Raw genomic sequence first — 22306 nt, 5'->3', positions numbered from 1 at the left:
CATCAACCGTTATGGGTAAAGACCAGCGTATTGCCACCGGTCATGCCGCTGTCAGAGGTACAGGACTTACCTGCCGATTCAGCGCTGACAATGCCATCGCTGTAATCGGTACTGTTAATGGTGATAGCGCTGAACGCACCCGCTGAACCCAGCTGCGTGGTAACGGCGATACAGTCGGCCAGGGGGACTTTCTGCGACGTCACAGAAAACCCGTTATTGAAGCCATCCGATGCCACAGGCGCGATCACGACCTGACCGCCATAGCTGTTCCACAGTGTCGCAGAACCTGAACTGGCCGTACCCTGAACAGTCATCCCCCTGGGTGCGCCACCCAGCTGGATCAGGGTTCCTGTCATCGTCGTTCCACTGGTAAAGTTGTACCCGCCCTGCCCCTGCTTGAGCTGCTGCGCATTGCTGACCAGGGTCTGGATATTGCTGGTTTCCACGGCAACCGATTTCTTGCCCCACAGACCATAGATAAGACTCCCGACAATCGCGATCACCATGAGGGTGGCCAGCGCAATGCTGCCGTGTTCAAGAATGCCCCAGCCCCGGTCGGGCCGGTGCGTGGGATGCGGTAATGGCTGTGCTGACATGGTGTTTCCTTAATGTGGGTTAATAGCGTTCATGTCCTGAATCTGCATCACCATCAGCAGAATGAGTAAGAAGAAACTCATAATCAGAACGAGGGAAAAGAATCTGGTGACGTTGGCCCGTCGGGCAACGCGCATCAGCGCCTGCTCCAGCCAGCGGTCGGCATAATTGCCAGTCAGTTCAGCAGCACCGTCGCCGTTATCGAGCAGGGAAAGGTAGTTAACCGCCTCGCGACTGGGAAAGTCATACCCGCTGTTGCGTAATGCCAGACCCAGTGAATTACCATCGCGCATACAGTCCATCGCCGCTTCAATCCGTTCGCGGAGCCACGGTGTGGCAAACCCGTTCAGCGTTTGCAGGGTTTTCAGCTCTGGCACGCCGGCACCGAGTAATGCGCCAACGTTCATCAGAAACACCGCCCCTTGCAGGTCTTTGTATACCGACCACGGCAGCAGGAAATCCGCAACGATGCGCAGACGCCCGCACCAGCGCGGCAGTGACCAGAAGGCCAGCAGGAGCATGGCAACACCGCCCCCTGCCGCCAGAATGCCCCAGTCACGGGTCCAGTGCGCCACGCTGTTCATTACCCCGAGTGCACCTGTCCAGCGTTCGGGATCTGAAATTTTGCTCAGGGTGGGTACCAGCGCCAGATTATTGACGCTGAACAGCCCTGCACTCAGCAGAGCCAGTGCGCCCGGCCAGACGGCAGCAAAAATAATCTGCCCGATGATGCGCCGACGGGCGACAATCAGCTTGTCCGCCTGCAACAGCGCACGGGGAATATTGCCGGTCTCAATGCCGGCGCTGATCAGCGCCGCTTCCTCATTCGGTGCCCATACGGCCAGCACGTCCTGAAGAGAGCGACCGGGCCGGTTGTCCCCGATACCTTCCAGGCAGTCCTGGATAAGTTCGGAAAAGGGATGCCAGCGCCGGCCAAAATCCGTATGTACGTCGCCGATCATGGTCAGCGCCACTTTCAGCGCCTTACGGTTTTCAAGCAGGAAGCGCAGGGTTTCATAAAAGGGCTGGCGGTACTGGCCTGAAAATGTGGCCCTGACCATCCGGTAGCGCAGCCATTCCGGCAGTGACATCTCACGAAGGGGTCTGAAGCGAGGCTTAGTACTCATGCGGCACCTCGCAGCGCATGACGTCATCCTCGTCCAGTGGGCAAATCAAATCACCTTCCAGCGGGTCAACCCGCCCTTCTGCCAGATAACGCATCAGATGCATCCGACGGGTAATGCCGCCCTGATCAACCCAGTGCTGGCGGGCGACCGCCGGACCGTGGGTGAGCCAGAGCCGCATCATTCGCGCATCAGTGCGTACCACCTCGGCAATGGCCTTGCGGCCGGTGACCCCACGACTGATGATGCGACCGGTCAGCGGTACTGTTTTATGGCAGTGCTCACAGCCTTGCGGATTACGGAAAAAGAGATTTTCCGGCGTACACACGCCCTCAACCGTGCAGTATTTCAACAGTCGTTCATGGCTCGCGCTGTCCAGCTGGCTGACGTGTTCTGCCCACGGAATGCGGCAGTGTTCACACAGCAGTGGCACCAGCCGCTGACCGATGAGACCGGTAATCAGTGAGGCATCAGCCAGCAGATGCCTGTCCACGCCAAAATGCTCCATACGCCGCAGTGCGCCAATGGCGTTTTGCGTGTGCAGCGTGGAAAACAGCGCATGCCCGGTTTCACTGGCATAAATCGCCGCTATCAGGGAGTGCAGGTCGCGCATCTCACCATTGACGATAGCATCGGGATCGAGGCGCAGCGCGGAGGCATTGGCGTTATTCCAGGCCCGGCTGATGGCGTCAGGGGAATTATCCTCCGGCGTGACCGGCGTCTGTATTGCACCGGGCATGCGTCCCTCCGGTGGGTTTTCCAGGGTCAGCAGACGTTTTTTTCCGCCCGTGAGCCTGAGCCAGATATCACTGAAAACGCGCAGCGTCGCGCTTTTACCTGACCCCGTCGGGCCGGTGACCAGCACCATGCCCTCCGGCAGACGCAAAATTTGCTTAATGAGCGTGATTTGTTCCGGCAGGAATCCCAGCTGCGGCAGCGTGGGGATGTTATCCCCATCGTCCGGAATGGTACGCATCACCACTATCAGGCCATCCGGCGTGGGACGGTGCTCATAGCGTGCGCCAAACAGCCCGGCACGCCGGGCAAATTTCGCGTCAATACGCCCGGATTGTTCGCGACCGGCGAAAAATGACTGCTCACGCACGTCGCACATTGAGATATAGATGGTGATGGCCAGGGTCATTCCCTCTTCATACGTGACTTCATCCACGCTCTCCAGCTCGCCGTGGACACGAAGCTGAACGATACACAGCCTGCGGTCGGCGCTGATTTCCAGATGAATATCCGACGCACTGAACGCCTGCGCCAGGCGAAAATAGGCGATGACCCTGTCCTGAGAGACACTGACGTCCTGACCACTCAGGTCGCTCTGCCCCATGACCTGCGTCAACCCAAAGCCCTGACGTAGCGACGCCTCACGGCGGCGGCCCAGCTCACTGAGCGTCACAAACTCCGTGCGTGCGCCGGGGTTGGTGCGGGTAATCTCGACCACCCAGCGTTGCACCCGCGTGTCCTGACGACGATTACTGTCGATAAGCAGCGTGATACCCTGCACGGGGTGACGCTCCGCATACACAAAATTCGCAATTTCTTTATCGGGCATGGCTACCTCAGAAGGACAGTTCAGAGTTATCACTGAGGCGAACCGCCGTGGCCGTCACTTCCGTGACGCGCCTTGACGTACCGGGGATCTGGTCGCCTTTTGCCACTTCGGTTACCCCGCCGTTAGGCAAAAGAATGCGGGCCCGCAACTGGTTGCCCCGACCATAAATCTCCTGCAACCGGACGGAGGTCACGGTCTTTTCCGTGCTGCCAGCGGTTGTGGGTTGTGCCGCGCCGGGCTGCGTCACCGTGGGTTGCTGCACGATGAGGGGAGCGCTCCGCTCACCGGAAGGTGAGGAAAGGCTCTCACGTAGCTGCTGTTCAAGACGTGCGGTCTGCACTTTCTGTTCAAGAATCAGATTACGGGCCTGAACCGCTTCCAGTTCACCCAGCGTGACGTTCGGTGGCAGCGTGTCACCGGTGCCGGCGGCCAGCAAGGGTCCGCTGAACATCACCGACAGCAGCAGCCAGGCTCCGGCAGGATCAGTTCTGCGCATAAATGCTCCCCTTCATGGTGTAATCAAACTGCCCCCTGGAACTCATGGTGAGCGAGACGCTGTTCAGGCGCAGCCCCGCTGCATCAAAGTCCCGGAGCAGCAGCTCGGGTTGCAGGCGGGTGTTGACGGTAAAGGTGAATTCCCGCCAGTCCTGACGCGGGGCGGTCCTTGCATGCCCGGGGGCATCGACAGGCAGTTTGACTTCGTTGAACGTCACGCTGAGATTGTGCCGTTGCAAATGAGAGATAAAGCGCATCAGTTGGGCATCAGCCCCCTGCACCGCTTCATCAGTGTTTTTGCCCGTCGGTTTCCGGCTGAACGGAATAAAGACGTCACCGTTTTTGCCCCCTTCCTGAAGATTGAACACCGCCGAATGCCCCAGCAACTGGCGGGCACGGACAGAAAACTCTTCCACTGTCGCACCCGGCGTGGCGACATAGCGCAGTCGCAGCCCCGCTGCCACACATTCACCGTTGGTGAAACGCCAGCCGGCAACCGATGCAAACAACGGCGCACGGGCCAGCCAGCAGTGATCCAACAGGTCGGCTACCGTTGGTTGAGAACCCCAGGGATGCGCCACATGTGCCGGTATGAGGGGCTTCACCGGGGCCATTGCCTGTCTGGCACGAAAAGCCGCCAGAGCAGCGGCCTGTTCCGCTTTCTGCTGAACAGCATCGTGCCAGTAAACGCCGGCCGCAATCAGGACGCTCATTCCCGCCAGCGGCAGCAGAACGCCGACGGGCGTCAGCCGCTTACGCAGGCGACAGCGCTTTAGCTGTGCGCGTGAGAGTCCTTCCGTCAGCCACCTGGCATGCCTCTCTTCGCTCGCAGCCGCTGCGCAACGCATCTCCGTGGCGTCATCATCATTGAAGCGTAAAAAGTTTTGTGCCGCAGCCTCCACCTGGGCGCGGGTCCCCGTTACATCCCCCATGACGGAGAGTTGACCGCTACTGGCCGCCAGGAATACCCAGAGGTCTTCGTCACCACTCAGGCGATAAATTCCCCAGGCGTTACCCCCTTTCGTCTGCTGAAATGCCACGGCAAGGGAGAAGACGCCGCGCCGGAGTCGGCCCGGCGTCAGGTAGCCGTGCATTGCAACAGCATGACGGCCCGCCACGATGGCATGCGTATCCGGCGATATTTTGCTGCGGACCAGGCGTGAGACCACCCCGTGTGGCGTTTCCCAGCGCATCCCCGCCGCCCATTCGCGTCGGTGGTGGCTGACCAGTACGCCCGTGCGCACGGCTGTTTTTTTACTGATTGTGGTCATGCTTACCTCAACAGAACGGGGGTGATCATGATGACCAGCGTGGTACGTCCCCGCGTGCCGCTCTGACCACCGCCCAGGATGAAATTCCCCGGCGTGAAGGTGCCCTGCTTATCCGCCGACAGGTTCTGTTGCTCGGAGCCGGTCAGCACCAGCGTCTGGCCGGAACGGAGATTGACCTTGCGCGTCAGCCCCTCGGTGGAGGTGGTCGGCAGATCGTTACGGGTGTTGCCGTCCTGACTGACAAAGGTTTCAATCTTCGGCGGGCTGGTATAGCTGAACGCGAACTGCAACTGAACGTCGCCGTTTTCCTGAATAAAGGGCAGCATGGTCATAAACAGCCCGGTAGTGATGGTCGTGGTCGTCATGGTGGAGGTCACCCCCACATTGGCCGTGGCCGTCGAGCTTGAACTCGACAGAATGCCCTTCTGGCTGGAGAGCTGATACGCAACGGGCGTAAGGTTGGCACTGGGGTCGGTCTGGTTCAGCGCCATGCTGACGTTACCCTGTTCTGACAGCGCCTTGATCAGCAGGCTGGAGCCGGAGAATTTCGCCGCGTTGCCCGTGGCAGTGTCCAGAATGGAAATGCCGGCGCTGGCCGCCGAGGTTGAAGCATTCGCCATCGACCCGGTGAGACTTGCGCCAACGTTTTGCAGGGACTTGTAGACCAGCCCCCAGTCCAGACCCAGCTGCTCGTTGCGGCTCTGCGTGACGCTGACTATCTGCACGTTCAGCTGCACCTGCCGGCTGAGAACTTTGTTCTGATACTCTATGTAGCGGCCAATGCGATCGAGAACGTCCGGCGTATCGGTCACGCTCAGCGTACCGGTGGCCGCCGACAGCCAGAATCGGCCGGACTTCGGCGTCACCATCTGCTCGATGGTTTTACGGATATCGTCATACAGGTCGCTGTTCAGGCCGTAGTCCGTTTTCTGGTTTGAACTGACGTCGCCGGTTGTGCCGCCGCTGCTGCCCCCGCCGGAACCCAGCTGGTTACCGGAACCGGAGCTTATCGACGCGCTGGAGTTGATTTTGGTGTTCAGAATGACCAGCTGGAAGGTGCGGGTGTCCTGCTGATAAAAGTACACGCCGCCGCCGTCGCTACGCCATGACAGCCCCAGTCCGCTGGCCGCCATATCCAGCAGGCCACGAACGTCTCCCTGATATTTCAGGCCCCGTATCAGCGACGGCTGACTCTGCACGCTGGTTGTCTGCCCGGAAGCACCGCCCATCTGCCCCATCTGCGCCATCTGCGCCAGCGGGACGCGACCGTTATCATCGGGGGCGGGCAGCTGTCCGCGCATCTGCGAGGTGACAACGCTGCCGGTGGACGTGTTGCTCACCGCCGCGAACGCATCCGGCGTGATGGATACGCGAATACCGCACAGCGCGGTGATGCGCTGGCCCAGCTCCGGCAGCGAAATGCCATCCGGACGGTTCAGCGTCACCTGACAGGCTGGCAGGTTCTTTTCATCCGGGGTTGAGACCACCGGGGCGACCGGTTGCAAATTAACCCAGGGTTTGTCAGACCAGACGACGGTGGGCTGGGAAACCGCCTGACGACTTTGCAGAACGCGCTGCGCGGTATCGGCCTGGCCAGTGGCCTCTTTGTCCATTTTGCTGATTTCGTCCAGCGAACATGATGACAGCACCAGCACGGAGGCCAGCGCCGTCAGGCAGAAAGGTAAGCGCATCCGCAGCTCCCTGTTGGGGTTAGTTAAGGTAAACAATGCTGCCCTCCGTTATGCCGGACGGCAGGGCCAGATTCATGTCAGTGCCGTCCGCCATCCTGAGCCGCCCGCCGCTGACCATCAGTGCCAGTGCAGAGGTAACCGACCGGTCCTGCAACGCGGCAAAGACGCCCGGCGTCGCGGGCACCCATATCCAGAGCCGTCCGTCCTGGATGACGCTCTGAATACGGGCATCGGGCGCGGGCATCATGCCCGTCTGCGTGGGACTGAGAGGACCATCGGCAACCGTGCGACCGTGACGCCAGTTATTGACCGCATCAGCCGTACGAAGCATCTCAGCGGCCAGCTGGTCAGGCAGAACCTGCGTCACGCCATAACGGATATGGTCATCGGCATGACGCTGTGCCTCACCGGCCATCAGCGCGATAAACAGGCACAGCGCCATCACCGGCAGCGCAAATCCCATCTCAGTGACCTCCGCCCGCAGGCGTGTCGCTGACGGAAATCAGGCACTGAATGCGGTTGGCTTCGGCAAAGAGCGGCTTCTCCGCTTTGCGGTATAGGTCGAAAATCTGTACCAGCGCGGACTCAAAGTTGCCGTGCATCACCAGCGGAGCCTCAATGCGGTAATCGAGCGACACCGGCCAGATAACCACCCACTTGCCGCCGTTACTGCACGGCGCTTTCGACGCCCAGCCTGTCAGGGTCTCTTTCAGGGTCGAGCCGGGTTCAGCACGCCATGTTTCCCCGGTGGATGAAGGGGTAACTGGCGTACCGGCTGACCAGACGGCAGTTGACGGGCTGGCGGGCGGAGCCGGAGGCAGCGCGGTCACGGGACGTGAAGGAGAGGCCTGAACAAACGGATTTGCGGATGGCATGCTGCCGCTCGCAGGTGCTGACTTTTTATGTACGCCGGATGGCGGCGCTGATGCTGCCCGGGTCGCACCGGACGGGGCCACGGCAGGGGCTTTACCCGGGGAAGCGGGCCTGGCTGCTGCGATAACCGGTGAGGGCACGCTCAGACTCTGAGATTTACGCGTGGCGGCGGCCGTTACGACCGTCTCACCGGTAAAAGGGTCACGCAGGAGCGTGGCGGATGGGTTAACCGGAGATGACGTTACCGCTGGCACGCCAGTCGTACCGCTCACGGCGACGTTGCGCGGGGTGGGCAAAATCTTCACCGCTGTCGGAGCGGAGAGGTTGCGAAACTGGTCACGCAGTTCAAAACATACCTCGCGGTTGACCTCATCCACCTTCAGCCGCCAGGCAGGACCCGCGACGACCTGCAACGCTTCGCTGAGTTTCAGCGGGCCGATCGTGCGCTGCACGGCTGGCAACGGGCGACTCAGCAGCTCTGCAAAGGCTGAAGTGGTGGCGGAACATAAGGAATAGCCGGACGCCAGCAGAAGATAGCGAAATCCCTCGCCTACCGTGTTGACCAGCTGCGCCGGCATGGTGATATCCACCATCTGGTTGAGTGGATCGAGCTGCGCGTCGGCCGGGCGCGTGCTGACCAGCGTATAGCGATCGTACCTGACAACCTCAGGCGTCCGGTTACGGTACAAATCATCAAAGCGTGCGGGCTGAGCATAGTGGCCCGACGGGTATGGCGACGCGGTCGAGGTTGTGTCAGTGCAACCGGCAAGCAGAACAGTGCAGGCAAACAGCCCGGCCCCCGTTGCGGCGCGTCTGGAAGGTACTGCCATCAGGATTCACCCCAGGAATAGTCTCAGTCAGGGCTGCTATTCTGGCGGTGATTAAAAACCGGACAATACGAAACTCTTTCGCGCTTTCCAGGAAAAACATTCCCCTTCGGGGCAACCCCGTCAGGCCACAAAAGCCAGTTTTGTACCCTGACGACGTTTACGGTTTAAACCCCTGAACATCCACTGCCGGGGATATCTGGCTGAGGGGAATAAAAAACGCCGGATATCCGGCGTCAGGGGTGCTTCAGGTTCGGGCATTCATCAGTCTGATCCCGTACTGACTGAATACCGTGTCCGCAGAAACGAGGATCAATCCCTCCATCTGCGACTGCGCAATCAGCATGCGGTCAAACGGGTCACCGTGATGTCGCGGCAGTTCACCCGCCTGTTCAGCGTGACCGTGGGTAATCGACAGTGGAAAAAAACGGTGGCGTTCCATTGCTTCATCCATATCAGCCTGAAAATGCAGCTTTCCCAGTGAGCGTTTAATGGATATCTCCCACGGGGTCACGGCGCTGACGTAAACCACGTTGTTGCCGCGTGCAATGGTACTTCTGGTCAGAGGCCCCAGCGCATCATCATCAGTCAGCCACCAGATAAACACATGGGTATCAATCAGCAGGCGCTTCATCATTCACCTTCAAACAGGCTCTGGATCTCCGCATCAGCATCGCTGAATCCGCTGTCCAGCGTAATCAGGGCCTGATATCCGCCGGGCGTTCTGTCATTTTGCATAACCGGAACCAGCTGCACATAGGGCTGGCCGGATTTGGCGATAATGACGGTTTCCCCCTCTGCCGCCCTGTCGGCCAGCTGGCTGAGATGTGATTTCGCTTCATGCATATTTGCCTGGATGGTCATAAAACCTCCTCACTTAGCTAAGTTAGCTAATATAATAACTGTCAGCACAGAATATCGTCAAAAAAAATGCCGGACGTGCCGGCATGGGTGTTAAGGAATTGCATATTTAGTCCACTTCAGAACGGGATATCATCGTCAAAATCCATCGGTGGCTCGTTGGCCGGATTGCGTGGCGCAGACTGGGTCTGCTGAGGCTGTTGAGTTCCCCGGCCGTTATGCTGACCCGACTGTGCAGGGGTTCTGCCGTTGTCGGAACCATGACGGCCGCCCAGCATCTGCATCGACCCGTTCATCCCCACCACCACTTCAGTGGTGTAGCGTTCGGTACCGTTGTTGTCCGTCCATTTACGTGTTTTCAGCTGGCCTTCAATGTAAACCTGTGAACCCTTACGCAGGTACTCACCGGCGACCTCTGCCAGCTTGCCGAACAGCACAACGCGGTGCCATTCAGTATTTTCGCGGGTTTCGCCGCTTTGTTTATCACGCCAGGATTCTGACGTGGCCAGGCTTAAGCCTGTCACCGCATTACCGTTTGCCATGTAACGTATTTCCGGATCCTGACCAAGATTGCCGATCAGGGTGACTTTGTTGACGCCGCGTGCGGACATAATGATTTCCTCTAAAAAAATGGGGTTGAGAGGAGCACACCCACCGGGATGTGTTCCGGTGGTGTGTCCGTGACGCTCAGAAAGAATCAGGACCGTACTCTTTTGGAGCGGAGGAGCCTGATTCCGGCGTCTGGGAAGCATTCGGGGCCTGATAGACCACTTCCTGACCTTTCTTGATAAACTCCACCTTGATCAGGCGGGCCTTCAGGGAAGGACGGGACTCACCGGCGTGTTCACCCGCCTGAAGGGTGAACACATCGGCTTTAAGGCCACTCAGTACGAAGCCCAGCAGGACCTTTTCTTCTTCATCAACCGCTTTCTGACAGCGGTTAATCAGTTTGGTGGTTTCCGCACCGGCGATGGTGACATCGAACCGGGTATAGGAGGCGTTATCCGTCGGGCCGGTCAGGGCATTGATAACGGCGCAGGTGAATTCGCCGTTGGGTGCCTGAACACGACGTATCGAACTGAGATAGCCGATACCATTGACGTTAAGGTTGAAATACTCTTTTTTCTGAGAGCCAGAAGCAGAGCCGTTTGATGCAGGAGTGGTAGCAGTTGTTGCAGTCATGATGTTATCTCCGGAGTAAAACTGAACAGGGTGTGGAGAAACATCTGTCCCGTGCGGGAGAGTGTTTCCCGCAGGGAGGTCAGCATAAAAATGCCGACTGGCTGAATTGGTGAAGTGGACCTTGACCTGGTAAGCAGGTCCCTGTTTGCAAAGGTTAACAGGTTCGAACCGCCCGAAAGCGCCATCTCTCAGGTTTCGATGGCATTGGCATGTGATTACCCGAGGGCGTTCCTCTCAAATCACCGGAACATTGGCAGTTGTCGTGATGACAACGATTAGCCCGTTTATCATTCATTCAGACGCCGCCGTTGTCAACGCGGCGACGTGCAAAAAATTATCAGCAACATAAAAAAGAAAAAGCGGCACCCTCAGGTACCGCCCTGTCAGATCTGCACCATCGATCTGAGGTTGATCTGCATGACGCAGTTGCTCCGGTGGTGTGTTCAGAACCCGGCACGGTTTCACGGAGTTTGGTGCCTTACCCGCTCCCGTTCAGGTGTGGACGGGGCCGGTCAGACTGTATCCCGGCGGCACATGCATCAGATGCTGACGGAACCCGCAGTCACGGGGTGCGGCTTCAGAGCCGGGGCAACAATAGCAAAGGCCGAACGGCCCCGCAATCAGGGACAGCTAATTAATTTTCCTGGATTTTGTGGGAGCACCGCGACGGCCAGCCCTGCTTTTTCCCTTACCCGTGTTGATAACGCCTTTACATTCAGGATAACGCTGGCAGCTGCGAAACTCACCGTTCTGTCCCTTACGCAGGCGGGTCCGGCCGCCACATAACGGACAGGGTGGCACGGGAGGAAGGCGAATACTGACTTTCTGGTTAGCCCCCTGACTGACCAGATGTCGGGTCAGGCTGACCTGTTTTTGCAGAAAATCACTGAGCGGCATACGCCCCGCCGCCACTTCATCCAGCGCCTGCTCCCACAGCGCGGTCATGCCGGGGTCCGTCAGCTGCGGCGGCAGAACATCCACCACGTCAGCCCCCAGGTCGGTCGCCATCACTTTGCTGCCTTTACGCACGATAAAGCCCCGTTTCAGAAGCTGCTCAACGATACCGGCGCGGGTCGCTTCCGTACCCAGACCGGCGTTCTCTTTCAGCACCCGTCTCAGGGCCAGATCGGTCACAAAAGCGGATGCGTTCATCATCGCGCCGATTAACGTGGCAAAGGTGTAGTGTGCAGGCGGCCGGGTCATCAGCCGGGCCACCTCAGCGCTGTTTACGCCACAACGCGCATCTTTCTCCAGCGGAGGAAGCACCGCCGTGGCCTCATCTTCATCGGCCCTTTCATCATCTCCCCCTTTATCAAAAAGCAGCTTCCATCCTCTGACCACCTCGGTCCGGCCTGTGGTGAGAAACAGCTGTCCGCCAATGTCAAACTCTGCGCGGGTCATATCCGACTCGTTCAGCGGCAGAAACTGCGCCAGATAGTTGCGGCGGATAAGCGTGAAGACGCGGCGCTCATCCTCATTCAGCGCCGCAAGCTGGAACGCATTCCGGGTGGGGATAATGCCGTGGTGGGCAGTGATGTTTTTATCATTCCAGATGCGGGAAACAAACGTCGGATCGAGCCCCGATAAAACCGGCACACACTCCGGGTCGGTACGGCTGATAGCGTCAAGCACGCTGCCCACCTCCTTGCGCATCGAGTGAGGCAGATAGCCACAGTCGGTTCGTGGGTAGGTCGAGGCTTTGTGCTTTTCATACAAACTCTGCGCGATGTCCAGTACCTGCTGAGGCGACATGTCCCAAAGCCTGCCACACGCCTGTTGCAGGGTGCCGAGAGAAAATGCCAGCGGCGCGGCCGACTTTTCCCGCCGGGTTTCACACTGCATGACCACCGCCACGCCGGTCTGCCGACACAGCTGCGCCACCTGCTGCGCGATATGTTGATGAACACAGCGCTTTTCCTCATCGGTATAGACCGCCGCCGGCACCCACTGTGCAGGGAAGGTGATGCCCCCCGCACTCAGCAACGCTTTCACCTGCCAGTAGGGTTTTGGTACGAATGCCGCTATCTCCCTGTCACGACGTACCACCAGAGCCAGCGTCGGCGTCTGCACCCGGCCAACCGAGACAACGTCATCAAACCCCGCATCAGCGGCACGCAGCGTATAGAGGCGTGAAAGGTTCATGCCGGTCAGCCAGTCGGCGCGGGCGCGCCCCAGCCCCGCATGATACATGCCCAGCGTCTCCGCCCCCGGACGCAGATTGTTGAGCGCCGCACGGATACTGCTTTCATCCAGCGCTGACAGCCACAGCCGCTGTACCGGCCCTTGCCAGCGGCAGTATTCCAGCAGCTCACGCGCAATCACTTCACCTTCACGATCCGCATCTGTGGCAATGACCACATCATCAACCTGTCGCAGAAGCCGCTCAATCACTCTGAACTGTTCCCGCGTCTCCTTTTTCACCACCACTTGCCAGGGGGAAGGCAGGATTGGCAGTGAAGAGAGCGTCCAGGGTTTGCCATAATGCTCCCCGTAGGCTTCCGGTGGTGCGGTTTCAAGCAGGTGCCCCACCGCCCAGGTCACGGTGACACCGGTACCGGCCAGAAAGCCTTCACCCCGTTTGGTCGCGCCCAGAACGCCCGCAAGATCGCGCCCCTGCGAGGGCTTTTCACAGATAAACAGCCTCATGTCTCCCCTCCTGCGGTCAGCCAGCCGGGTAAGACTGACGCAGAAGACTGATACTGGCCTGATCGGCCGGTGGCGAGAAGGCCGAACGCTTTTCACCAAGCAGTACGCCCCTGTCAGGCTCACCGATTGCCTCACATGCCTGTTTCCAGGCCGTATTATTCAGCACCGCATCCTCCCGGGTAGCGCTGACCTGGCGATAGCGCAGCACACACCCATAGATTTCGCGCAGAAGACGGCTGCCATCGCCCAGCAGCTCATAACGCTTGTTGCGGGAAATGACCCCGTAGTGAGCGGCCTGGAGCACCTTTTTTGCGAACTGGTCGAAGCCCATCAGCAGGAACACGCAGCGGTAGCCCAGCGGCGTACTGCTGAATACCGACAAATCGAGCGTTTCTGCGGCCTGGGCATCGCTGATGCTGACGCCAGCAGGCACCACGCGCATCTGTTTCTCCAGCGTGTCTATCAGTTGGGTCATTTGCTGACTGGCATACTCCAGCTTCTCTTCCAGCACCAGCATGACCGCATCGGCCCAGGGATTATTTTGCAGGGAATCCCTGTTAATCAGCGTGGCACGATGGAGGAACTGCGGCATTCCCATGATGGGCTGCTTTCCTTTTTTACCATCATCCCGCTTTTCAGCCCTGCGCCCTTCCCAAAGCCCAATTGCATAATTGGTGTGGAGTTCAATACGGAGTTCGGACTGGAGGGCTCCGGCCCGGTTTTTCTTTTCTGCCATCGTTGTCACCTGTGTTCAGTTAAGATCCAGAGGCATGGTCCTGAAACAGCAGGGTTTGCAACAATGTGAAACTGATAACCGGTTGACTGAAATTATACGCTGTACATTTTTTACTCTTGCTGCGCCCCGCAGCAAGGTCGTTTTTTAACCACATTCACAGATCACACCACTGAATGTTATATAACCGCCTGCTGCATCCTGAAACAGCAGGGTTTGCAACAATTTGATACTGATAACTGGCGCACTGAAATCAGACCCAGTACATTTTTTACTCTTGCTGCGCCCCGCAGCAAGGTTGTTTATTAACCACATTCACAGATCACACCACTGAATGTTATACAACCGCATGCTGCATCCTGAAACAGCAGGGTTTGCAACAATGTGATACTGATAACCGGTGCGCCGAAATTACAAGTTGTACATTTTTTAATCTTGCTGCGCCCCGCAGCAAGGTTGTTTTTTAACCAAGTCCACCGAGAGAACAAAGACCACACCTCCAACTATTATTCAACCAATCGCTGGGCAGGATGGGCACCTGTTTGCTGCCGGATCGCAGCAATTGCCGCCCTGACCTGTTCCTGTGACGCCCGCCTGGCTGGCAGACCGGAAACGGTTTTATCAGCTGGCTCAGGCCGTCTGGCTGCCTGAGCAGGCTGCTGTCGGGGCTTGTCACCGGCAGGCTCTGCCACCTTCAGGTCGCCATTGCGGGCGCGACGCAGCATGGCAAACATCCAGCCAACCGGGTTTGACAACTTCCGGCGAGCGAGCTGTTCACTGAGCAGCCCTGCCAGTATCTTCGACGTGTTCGGCGGCAGGGAGTCCATTTGCTCAAGCAGCATCTGCCGGTCGTCAGCGTTCAGTCGGTTGTTAAACGCTTCTGGCAGTAGCGACAGCCCCTCGCCCGCTACGTACGTTTTTTTATTCACACTCTGTGTGAAATTACGTACGTTACGGTCCGGATTTCGGACTCCGGTGTAACTCATTGATTTATGACTGAGTCCTGATTCCGGACCCGGCTTATTCTTCTCCGGACGGGCACTGAGTTCATTTTCCGAACCCGGTGTTTTTTGCCTGTTTTTTGTGCTTTGCTGCCCGGGTCCGTTTTCCGGACTCCGCGATTTTCTCTTACCCTGATAAGCCATTTCTGCGGGCGTGGACGGTGAAGCCAGGCGGCCTTCAATCAGTACCAGACGACTGTGACGGTGACGCATGCCGGGGTCCTGCAAAATATCATTGACCACGGCCAGCGCCGTCATGCGGATGGACTTATTTTTACTCAGGCAGCTCTCTTCTACCAGCGTCAGCCATTCCGGATCGAACGTCTCAGCATCACGGTAGCCCAGTGGTTCATCATGCTGGGCATATATATTGCCGCGCACACGTCCCAGATTGTCCCGAACCTGCTTGCAAAGGCTCAACCAGCCGGTAAGACGCAGCATCAGCAGAACCCGACTGACCGTGTCCCGCGACGCCTTATCGGAGTGGGCTGAAGCCAGCTGCACCTGCAACTCGTCATAGGTTGGAAAAACCGCGCCATCGTTCTGCTGCGCGTAAAGTCGGATCATCACCCATGCGGTTTTATCGAGCGGCGACAACCGCGTGTCCAGGAACAGCCGGCGGGGAAACGCATCATGCACGTTCCCCATAAACAGCAGGCCACTGCGCTCCTGGCTGACGTCACCCGTGTCGGTTCGCTGTTCAAGGTTGCGCTGCATACGTGACAGCGTATGCGCCACGATGCTGTCTGGCGGAATGGTCATTTTTTACTCTCCTTCTCAACCTGAGACGGCACAGTGCCGGGATAAACCCGGCACCGGACGGTCTTCAGCAGTATTCCGTTACCGGCGTATTTCCCGGTTATACGTCTCATGGTCCATCAGCCACCACCGGTGACCGCCGTCTTTGCTCAGAATGCGCCAGAAGGGCCCGACATCAATTTTCAGATAGCCATTGAGGTTCAGTCGCCGGTAGACCTTTTTACCGGTCCGGGCGGCGTTGAACAGCTGGTGAGCGCGGCGGCGCACGGCCGGTGAGACCTGCTGACGAACGGAGAAATCACGCATTTCCATCATGCCTCCCTGCGCCGGGATAGATCCGGTTTGCGGGAAATGTTCACCTCACGACACCACTGGGAAACGCGGGTCCAGACCGCCGTCAGTGACAGACTGTACTGTTCCGCAGCCAGCATCATCGCTTCCAGCGCCTGATGGGAGTCCGGCGACGTGAGGCCGGCCACCTTCCATTCCGCCCAGAGCGCCGTATCCTGCGGCTCAGTCAGCGACTGGGTACGTCCCTGACGGGTTTCAATACCCATCAGGCGACGGCGGGCACTCACCTCAGAGGGTGACATGCCGAAGTATTTGTCCATCAGGTCCATTGACCCGCCCAGTTCAAGCGCCCGGTCAATCATCAGCATGCGTTTCTGTTCGTTACGCGCCTGATTGAGCATCAGCCGAAAATTTTCGTGATTGATGGTAACGTCCAGCACGGAGACGTGTGACTGGCTCAGATAGTGCAGGTCATCGAGGCTCAACTGGCTGAGTGCGCGTATCTCATCAACGGACATACCAAGTGACTCACAGCGCCGTATATTGCCATTTTTAACATCCATCAGCAGCGAGGAGAGGATGGTCGTTGTAGCCTGTGACAGATTATGCTGGCTCATAACACGCCTCCTGACATCGCCTGACTGGCAACGAGAAAAGCATCAAAAAGCCAGCCAGCAACGCAGGCACCCCATAACAGAAAATCAATCATGCGCAGACCCTCCCGCTGAAATATGATGTGGAGCCTGCGCTCCGTTAACCCCGTGATGAACGTCGGCATCACGTCCTGCTAACACACCCGCCAGGCGGGCCGTCATGTCGCCGCGACAGCGCCCCGCCTCACGCACGTTCAGCTGGCACAGAGAATTCTCTTTGTGCCGCCGGGCCAGCCAGCATTTGAGCATCGCCTCCTCTTCTCCTGCGGCGGAAAAGGACTGCAACACCTGCCAGACGCCGGCCACCCAGCCTTCGCGAAACTGATCGGCCCGGCGGCGCAGGGTTCGTGGCAGAATGCGTCGTGAGCGGTAGCCAGCCATGTGGCCGTCAGTCGCTGCCCGCAGCTGGCGCTGAAGAACCGTAAAAATATAACGCGCCACCTCCGGCCTTTCGCTGAAGCCATAAAAATGCAGCGACCGGCGAAGACTCTTCACACCGCTGAGGGTGGTGTGCACATACCAGCCAAACCAGCAACGACAACCGGTGGCCATGCAAACCACCGTGGCCAGCGAGTTGAGCCAGGCAGGCACGCTCTCTGCATTGCTGTTCAGTCGATGGCACACCGTCTCAGCAACGTCGTGCAGCGAGAGCATGTCGGGGGTCAGGCCATGACGCTGCATCAGCCGCTGAGCCAGCGCCACGGCGCGTGCCGACTCGTGCGGGTTGCTGTTGCGGGTCCCCAACGCCATCAGGCGACGAATACGTGCAAGAAGTTTGTTATCCACCATTGCGCAGCCCCCTTTTCCGGGCTGAACGGTGCCGCTGCTGGCGCTCCCTGACGTCCTGACAGCCTGCGCACAGCGAAACGCCCGGCACCGCGATTTGTCTTGCGGGCGGAATATCAGCACCGCAACACTCGCAGGAGTCTTTTGATGGCAGCGCAGAGTGAACCTGTGCCCGGATGGCATCAATACCGCGTTGCGTGAACAGTGCCGTGCTGGCCTGGGCCATTTCATCATTCAGGTCATCAGACATGTTTACCTCCTGTTGCAGCCTGGCGCTGTAACTCACGCAGACGTCGGATAATCCGGATAAGACGCAGGGTTTTCACCACGGTGATATCATCAAATACCGGCGTATCCGCCGGTTCCTGAGAGCCAAAAAAGTTCAGGCAGAACATGAACATGTTAAACGTTTTGTCGGGCAGCGAGCCGGAGAGCCCGGCCAGAAAGAGTTCGAACTCACGGGCGCTTTCTGAGACGAAAAAACCGGCTGAAGTCGGCTTTTTATCTTCAACGACGCATGAGTGGCACCCCATCCCTTCAGCAATTTCGTAGGCCAGCCGGTAAGCCATATCCTGGAGGTGCTCTACATCATCCTGAAGCGTTGCGATATGCCAGATATCGCTGACCGGCTCCAGTCCGGTCGCCGCAAAGGCAACAGAGCTTTCCATGCTGACGCCTGGCGTATCGTCATCAGTGAAGACAGATGCCAGTAAAACAGTTCCCGATTGCGATGTGCCTGTCCGGGCGTCATCGGCGGTAATGCCAGTTTCTCCCGATATCACCTGGCGTCCACCAAAGAGATCGTTCTGAATCTCCCGGCGTGGCTGGCTACCCGCCTTCGTGCCAGGATCATCAGAGAGTCCGGTTATTCCACTGAATTCTTCAGTGAGGATGGATTTTTCAGGTGCCGGTTCAGGGCGGGTTGATGTAATAAGCGTACCGCTGCGCAGGCCGGTTTCCGGAGTAGACGATGAGGTGTCAGGTGGAAGAACAGTAATGACGGGCTCATTGCCCTGACCTTTACCGCCCTCCACACCTGGGGTCGGCAGCAAAGGTTTTTGCTGGCCTGTATTTGTCAGTAGTGGTGCTGACGGTGGCTCTCCGAACTGCTCCCGGCGCTTCTGCTCTTTCGGGTCCAGTTCAATAAGCCAGCGGTCATAATTAAGGCTGGGATGTGGTAAAGCCTTAAGAAGCTGACCTATCAGTTCATCGCGAAAGACGCCCAGAGAGTAACTGTCAGGTTCATCAAATACCCGACAGACAGCCCCGAAAATTTCATCAGCATCACAGTTCGGGTTGACCTCACCGCTGAACGATTTCCACACTTTGATAACGGATGACCGGAGACTCAGAAGCGGTATGACCTGACTGCGACTCATGCCGCTTTCAAGCTGTCGTGGCATGTGGGGATAGAGATAACTGAGCGTGTCCTCCATACGACTCACACTCGAATTATCGATTGGATAACCTTCTCTCCCCAACAAATCAGACAGCTCTCTGAGCGTAACGCACCGCCCCAGCTGTTCTTCATGAATGATACGGGCCTTATGAACGCCAAATGCCTTTTCAATGTAAGTCAAATCGCCGCGCACCTCATTTTCCGCCAAATGTCCTACCAGGCATTTCAGGCGGCCCGGCCACGGCTTGAATATGGTATGAACGCGGAAATAACGCTCATCGCCGGTTTCCTGCCAGAGTTCGCATAGGATCTGATAACGGGTATTACCGCCATCACTGAAGATATAGACGTCCTCACCATCCGGATCGCGTGTCACTTTAGGTATGGAGTCCAGTCCACGGGCCTGAACCGACGCCTTGATTTCTTCATAGCGCGGGTTTCGTCCCTTGCGGGGATTGTCAGGATTGGGCCGCAGCTGCTCCAGAGTCAGCACCATCGCCATTTCGCTGACGGGTAAAGGTGCTCCAGGGGACGGTTCGGTGGTCTGCGCGGGCGATTTACCCCGCTGAAGCATGGCGGCCCCAAGATTCAGGTTACGGACGTTGCTCATGCATACCTCCTGACCTGAGAAGTCTGCTCTGTGATAAAGCGCGTGTACCGCCCCTCGAATTGCAGGCGGATCGTTCCGGTCGGCCCCTGACGCTGCTTGCTGATAATGAGTTCAGCGCGCCCTTTATCCTCTGAATCGTCGTGATACACTTCATCCCGATAGATAAAGACAATCACATCCGCGTCCTGCTCCAGGGCACCGGAGTCACGGAGGTCGCCGTTATTTGGGCGTTTGTCAGCCCGACTTTCGAGCTGACGATTGAGCTGGGAGAGAGCAACGACCGGGCAGTGCATCTCTTTTGCCAGTGCCTTAAGGGAACGGGAAATCTCTGCAATTTCCTGGGTACGGTTTTCCTGCCCCGGACAGCGCATAAGTTGCAGATAATCCAGACCAATAATGGATGGGTGACCGTAGCGGCGGGCATTACGCCGCGCACGGATGCGCAACATGGCGGGGGAAAGTGCGCTGGTATCATCAATTATCAGGCGGTGCTTTAAATCCCCCATCAGCAACGCGGAGGCGTTCGAGACTTTTGCCCAGTCCTCATCATCCATCAGCCCGCTTTTGAGATGCTGTAACTCGACATTGCCAAGAGATGACACCATGCGCATCAGGATCTGCTCAGTGGGTTGTTCAAGACTGTAGAACTGCCCCACCGCTTCGGCTCTGCTCATCAATGAATTGAGCATCATACTGATGAGAAGGGCCGTTTTTCCCATTGAAGGTCGGGCAGCTATCAGGATAAGGTCGCCTGCCTGTAGACCGCTGGTCATGGCATCAAAATCGTCAAAACCGGTCGCCGTACCCGTTATGCCATCGGGCGTCTGACAGCGACGCTCCAGTTCGGTCAGCAACCGTTCCATACCATCCAGCAGGGTGACCGCCTGCTGCGGTTCAGCAGACTCAGCCAGGCGGGTAATTTTTTGCTCTGCCGTCTCCATAATCAGCGCAATGTCAGCACCCGGTTTGTTTACAGAATCCGTGATGTCATTACCGATCGCTGCGAGCTGGCGACCACGACTGTAGCGGGCCACGATTTCACTGTAGGCAACAATATTGGCAACGCTTGGCGTGTTCTTTGACAACTCGGCCAGATAAGCGAATCCCCCCACCTGCTTCAGCGCGTCCTTACCACGATTTTCAATACTGTCGTGAAGCGTGATCAAATCAATAGGACGCCCCGTTTTCACCAGACCGGCCATTTCGTCAAAAATAACGCGATGGACCCGGTGAAAAAAATCATCGCTGTTCAGCAGCAACGCGACGTCATCCCAGCTCTCATTATCCAACATCAGCCCACCCAGGACACACTGTTCTGCATCCCATGAACAAAGACCGGCATACTTTTCGCTAATTTCAGTCATGTAATTCTCCCGTTCCATTCAGCACATCGAAACGGGGTTTCCACTCAGGAAACAGTTCGCAGGCAAGCTGATACATTGAGTCAAAGGCAGAATCGCTTTTACGCGAGGTTCTGCGCTCCAGGCGATGGACAGGCAGACCTGAAGCATGGCCCTGCTCGTAGATATCCAGTTGATAGATGCAGGTTTTCAGCATCTCAATGTCGATTTTGTCCGCGTGCTGACTGTATTCACGGTGAGAAATGATATGTCCCGCCCGTTCAACGGTAGATTGTGCGAGAACGGTATACTTCATGCAGTTTACGAGCATGCGGATGCGCGGCAGGCTGATTCCAAATGCCGTGTAAGGCAATAAATCCTCCATCAGGGCTACCGTGCCACGCATAAACTCACGAATGTCTGCCAAAGCGGGTTTGACCATTCCGATCATATCGCCCGTTGACGCGAGGATTATCAGTTCAGACATAACAGAGCGTGACCCCTGGGAATCAATCAGGATCACGGGGTACTGACTGAAAAGAGGGGTTGATAATGCATTACGCAGACGTACACGCCCGTCAGCAACATTCAGCATATATGTCGGCAACAGGTTACGCGGGTCGTTAGAGACTATGACGTCCAGATTATTGATATCGGTATGGGAGATAATATTTTCTGGGCAGGAAAGGTCCACCGTTTGCATGAGTAATTCATACAGACCGCAGGGGGCTTCATAAGTGAGTGGGTACATGCTGCTGACGGTGGGTTGCGCGTGATCGCCGTCGATGATGAGCGTTTTAATGCCGGCATCGGCGAGAAAACCACCAAGGTATGCGGTCTGGGTTGATTTACCCTCACCGCCTTTGGTTGATACAACGGGTAAAACCTTCGGCTTACCATATTGGTTGCCAAAAACGTTTGAATTTAAATGCATTTTCCTGCACCTGAATATTTATCAGGTGAAGTAAGTCAAACTAAAAACAATCAATATATGGAATTAACATTTCGGCGCAGGGATTGAAAATCCCCGTGTCCTTGGTTCGATTCCGAGTCCGGCACCAATCTTTTCAAGGGGTTGCGCTTGCGACCCCTGTCCTTTCAGAAAACCTTCAGAATACTGTTTCAGAATACCAGCAAGCACAATTTGCATAAAATTTCGTTTTTTGTGTCCGCAGTTTATGAACCGCTGAAAATATCCCAACTCGTGCGCCATCCAAACGATGATTTTGTCGTTTTATCGTATGTTCCACCGTTGCAAATGGTATCCGGTGTAAGAACAGAAACGATATTGGATGTCCGCCCTACCACATCCACACCCTCCCCAAGGGGATCTGTAACGGTTTCCCCCTCCGGGACCAGCGTCATATTGGTTACAGAAGGTGCAAGGTCATTTGATACAAACCCTGCTGTTCCGTGAAAATAAACGTTTGATGAACCCGTCCCTACGTTTCCCGCCGACCCAACCCCCATCACACCCTCAATATGTAGTGGCACACTGAATTTGGCCACCTGAACAGAGGTGATATGCTCACCTCAGAACATTACAGGTGCTCCAATGAAAAGAAGAAGTTTCAGCGCAGAATTTAAACGCGAATCCGCTCAACTG

At 57.2% G+C, this 22306-nt stretch carries 22 protein-coding genes; all 22 read right to left on the bottom strand.

Features of this window, described 5'->3' with window-relative positions:
* Positions 1-2: 2 nt before the first annotated feature.
* Entirely contained in the window at positions 3-596 is a 594-nt protein-coding gene (locus EB241_RS11190; RefSeq protein ID WP_124233263.1) for a type 4 pilus major pilin, read from the bottom strand.
* A 9-nt stretch (positions 597-605) separates the two neighbouring features.
* Positions 606-1721 (bottom strand): type II secretion system F family protein, encoded by a 1116-nt coding sequence (locus tag EB241_RS11185; protein ID WP_124233262.1) that lies wholly within the window; start codon positions 1719-1721, stop codon positions 606-608.
* Positions 1711-3282: a GspE/PulE family protein gene (locus tag EB241_RS11180; RefSeq protein WP_124233261.1), complete on the bottom strand. Its 1572-nt coding sequence runs from the start codon at positions 3280-3282 to the stop codon at positions 1711-1713. Before EB241_RS11180 ends, EB241_RS11185 begins: the two co-directional genes overlap by 11 nt.
* A 7-nt stretch (positions 3283-3289) precedes the next feature.
* Positions 3290-3778, bottom strand: coding sequence for a type IV pilus biogenesis protein PilP (gene pilP / locus EB241_RS11175; RefSeq protein WP_124233260.1), 489 nt, complete (start codon positions 3776-3778; stop codon positions 3290-3292).
* Entirely contained in the window at positions 3765-5048 is a 1284-nt protein-coding gene (gene pilO2 / locus EB241_RS11170) for a type 4b pilus protein PilO2 (RefSeq protein WP_124233259.1), read from the bottom strand. Before pilO2 ends, pilP begins: the two co-directional genes overlap by 14 nt.
* Before the next feature lie 2 nt (positions 5049-5050).
* Positions 5051-6739, bottom strand: coding sequence for a PilN family type IVB pilus formation outer membrane protein (pilN, locus tag EB241_RS11165; protein WP_124233258.1), 1689 nt, complete (start codon positions 6737-6739; stop codon positions 5051-5053).
* A 19-nt stretch (positions 6740-6758) separates the two neighbouring features.
* The gene (pilM, locus tag EB241_RS11160) at positions 6759-7202 is read right to left on the bottom strand and encodes a type IV pilus biogenesis protein PilM (protein WP_124233257.1); all 444 of its coding nucleotides are present in this window, start codon (positions 7200-7202) and stop codon (positions 6759-6761) included.
* A 1-nt stretch (position 7203) separates the two neighbouring features.
* The gene (pilL2, locus tag EB241_RS11155; protein WP_124233256.1) at positions 7204-8442 is read right to left on the bottom strand and encodes a PFGI-1 class ICE element type IV pilus protein PilL2; all 1239 of its coding nucleotides are present in this window, start codon (positions 8440-8442) and stop codon (positions 7204-7206) included.
* Between the two features lie 244 nt (positions 8443-8686).
* A complete protein-coding gene (locus EB241_RS11150) occupies positions 8687-9073 on the bottom strand; it encodes a type II toxin-antitoxin system VapC family toxin (RefSeq protein WP_124233452.1) in 387 nt (128 codons plus the stop codon).
* Positions 9073-9303, bottom strand: a complete 231-nt coding sequence (locus tag EB241_RS11145; RefSeq protein ID WP_124233255.1) for a type II toxin-antitoxin system Phd/YefM family antitoxin — start codon at positions 9301-9303, stop codon at positions 9073-9075. The genes EB241_RS11150 and EB241_RS11145 overlap by 1 nt, the downstream gene beginning before the upstream one ends.
* Positions 9304-9419: 116 nt before the next feature.
* Positions 9420-9911, bottom strand: coding sequence for a single-stranded DNA-binding protein (locus EB241_RS11140; protein ID WP_124233254.1), 492 nt, complete (start codon positions 9909-9911; stop codon positions 9420-9422).
* A 76-nt stretch (positions 9912-9987) separates the two neighbouring features.
* Positions 9988-10482, bottom strand: a complete 495-nt coding sequence (locus EB241_RS11135) for an STY4534 family ICE replication protein (protein WP_124233253.1) — start codon at positions 10480-10482, stop codon at positions 9988-9990.
* A 630-nt stretch (positions 10483-11112) separates the two neighbouring features.
* A complete protein-coding gene (locus EB241_RS11130) occupies positions 11113-13128 on the bottom strand; it encodes a DNA topoisomerase III (RefSeq protein WP_124233252.1) in 2016 nt (671 codons plus the stop codon).
* A gap of 16 nt (positions 13129-13144) precedes the next feature.
* Entirely contained in the window at positions 13145-13864 is a 720-nt protein-coding gene (locus EB241_RS11125) for a PFL_4669 family integrating conjugative element protein (RefSeq protein ID WP_124233251.1), read from the bottom strand.
* 503 nt (positions 13865-14367) lie between these two features.
* Positions 14368-15624 carry an STY4528 family pathogenicity island replication protein gene (locus tag EB241_RS11120; RefSeq protein WP_124233250.1) on the bottom strand — a complete coding sequence of 419 codons (1257 nt, stop codon included), beginning with the start codon at positions 15622-15624 and terminating at the stop codon, positions 14368-14370.
* Positions 15625-15702: 78 nt separating this feature from the next.
* Positions 15703-15933, bottom strand: coding sequence for a ParE family toxin-like protein (locus EB241_RS11115; RefSeq protein ID WP_016192692.1), 231 nt, complete (start codon positions 15931-15933; stop codon positions 15703-15705).
* Entirely contained in the window at positions 15933-16529 is a 597-nt protein-coding gene (locus tag EB241_RS11110) for a DUF2857 domain-containing protein (protein ID WP_124233249.1), read from the bottom strand. Before EB241_RS11110 ends, EB241_RS11115 begins: the two co-directional genes overlap by 1 nt.
* Positions 16530-16613: 84 nt before the next feature.
* Positions 16614-17354 (bottom strand): DUF2786 domain-containing protein, encoded by a 741-nt coding sequence (locus EB241_RS11105; RefSeq protein WP_124233248.1) that lies wholly within the window; start codon positions 17352-17354, stop codon positions 16614-16616.
* Positions 17344-17601, bottom strand: coding sequence for a TraR/DksA C4-type zinc finger protein (locus EB241_RS11100; protein WP_124233247.1), 258 nt, complete (start codon positions 17599-17601; stop codon positions 17344-17346). The genes EB241_RS11105 and EB241_RS11100 overlap by 11 nt, the downstream gene beginning before the upstream one ends.
* Positions 17594-19360 carry a ParB family protein gene (locus EB241_RS11095; protein ID WP_124233246.1) on the bottom strand — a complete coding sequence of 589 codons (1767 nt, stop codon included), beginning with the start codon at positions 19358-19360 and terminating at the stop codon, positions 17594-17596. The genes EB241_RS11100 and EB241_RS11095 overlap by 8 nt, the downstream gene beginning before the upstream one ends.
* The gene (gene dnaB-PI, locus EB241_RS11090) at positions 19357-20724 is read right to left on the bottom strand and encodes an SPI-7-type island replicative DNA helicase (RefSeq protein ID WP_124233245.1); all 1368 of its coding nucleotides are present in this window, start codon (positions 20722-20724) and stop codon (positions 19357-19359) included. Before dnaB-PI ends, EB241_RS11095 begins: the two co-directional genes overlap by 4 nt.
* A complete protein-coding gene (locus EB241_RS11085) occupies positions 20717-21634 on the bottom strand; it encodes a ParA family protein (protein ID WP_124233244.1) in 918 nt (305 codons plus the stop codon). Before EB241_RS11085 ends, dnaB-PI begins: the two co-directional genes overlap by 8 nt.
* Positions 21635-22306: the final 672 nt, after the last annotated feature.

This window comes from Erwinia psidii (assembly GCF_003846135.1).
GTDB lineage: Bacteria > Pseudomonadota > Gammaproteobacteria > Enterobacterales > Enterobacteriaceae > Erwinia > Erwinia psidii.
This window is presented reverse-complemented; position numbering and strand designations above follow the sequence as displayed.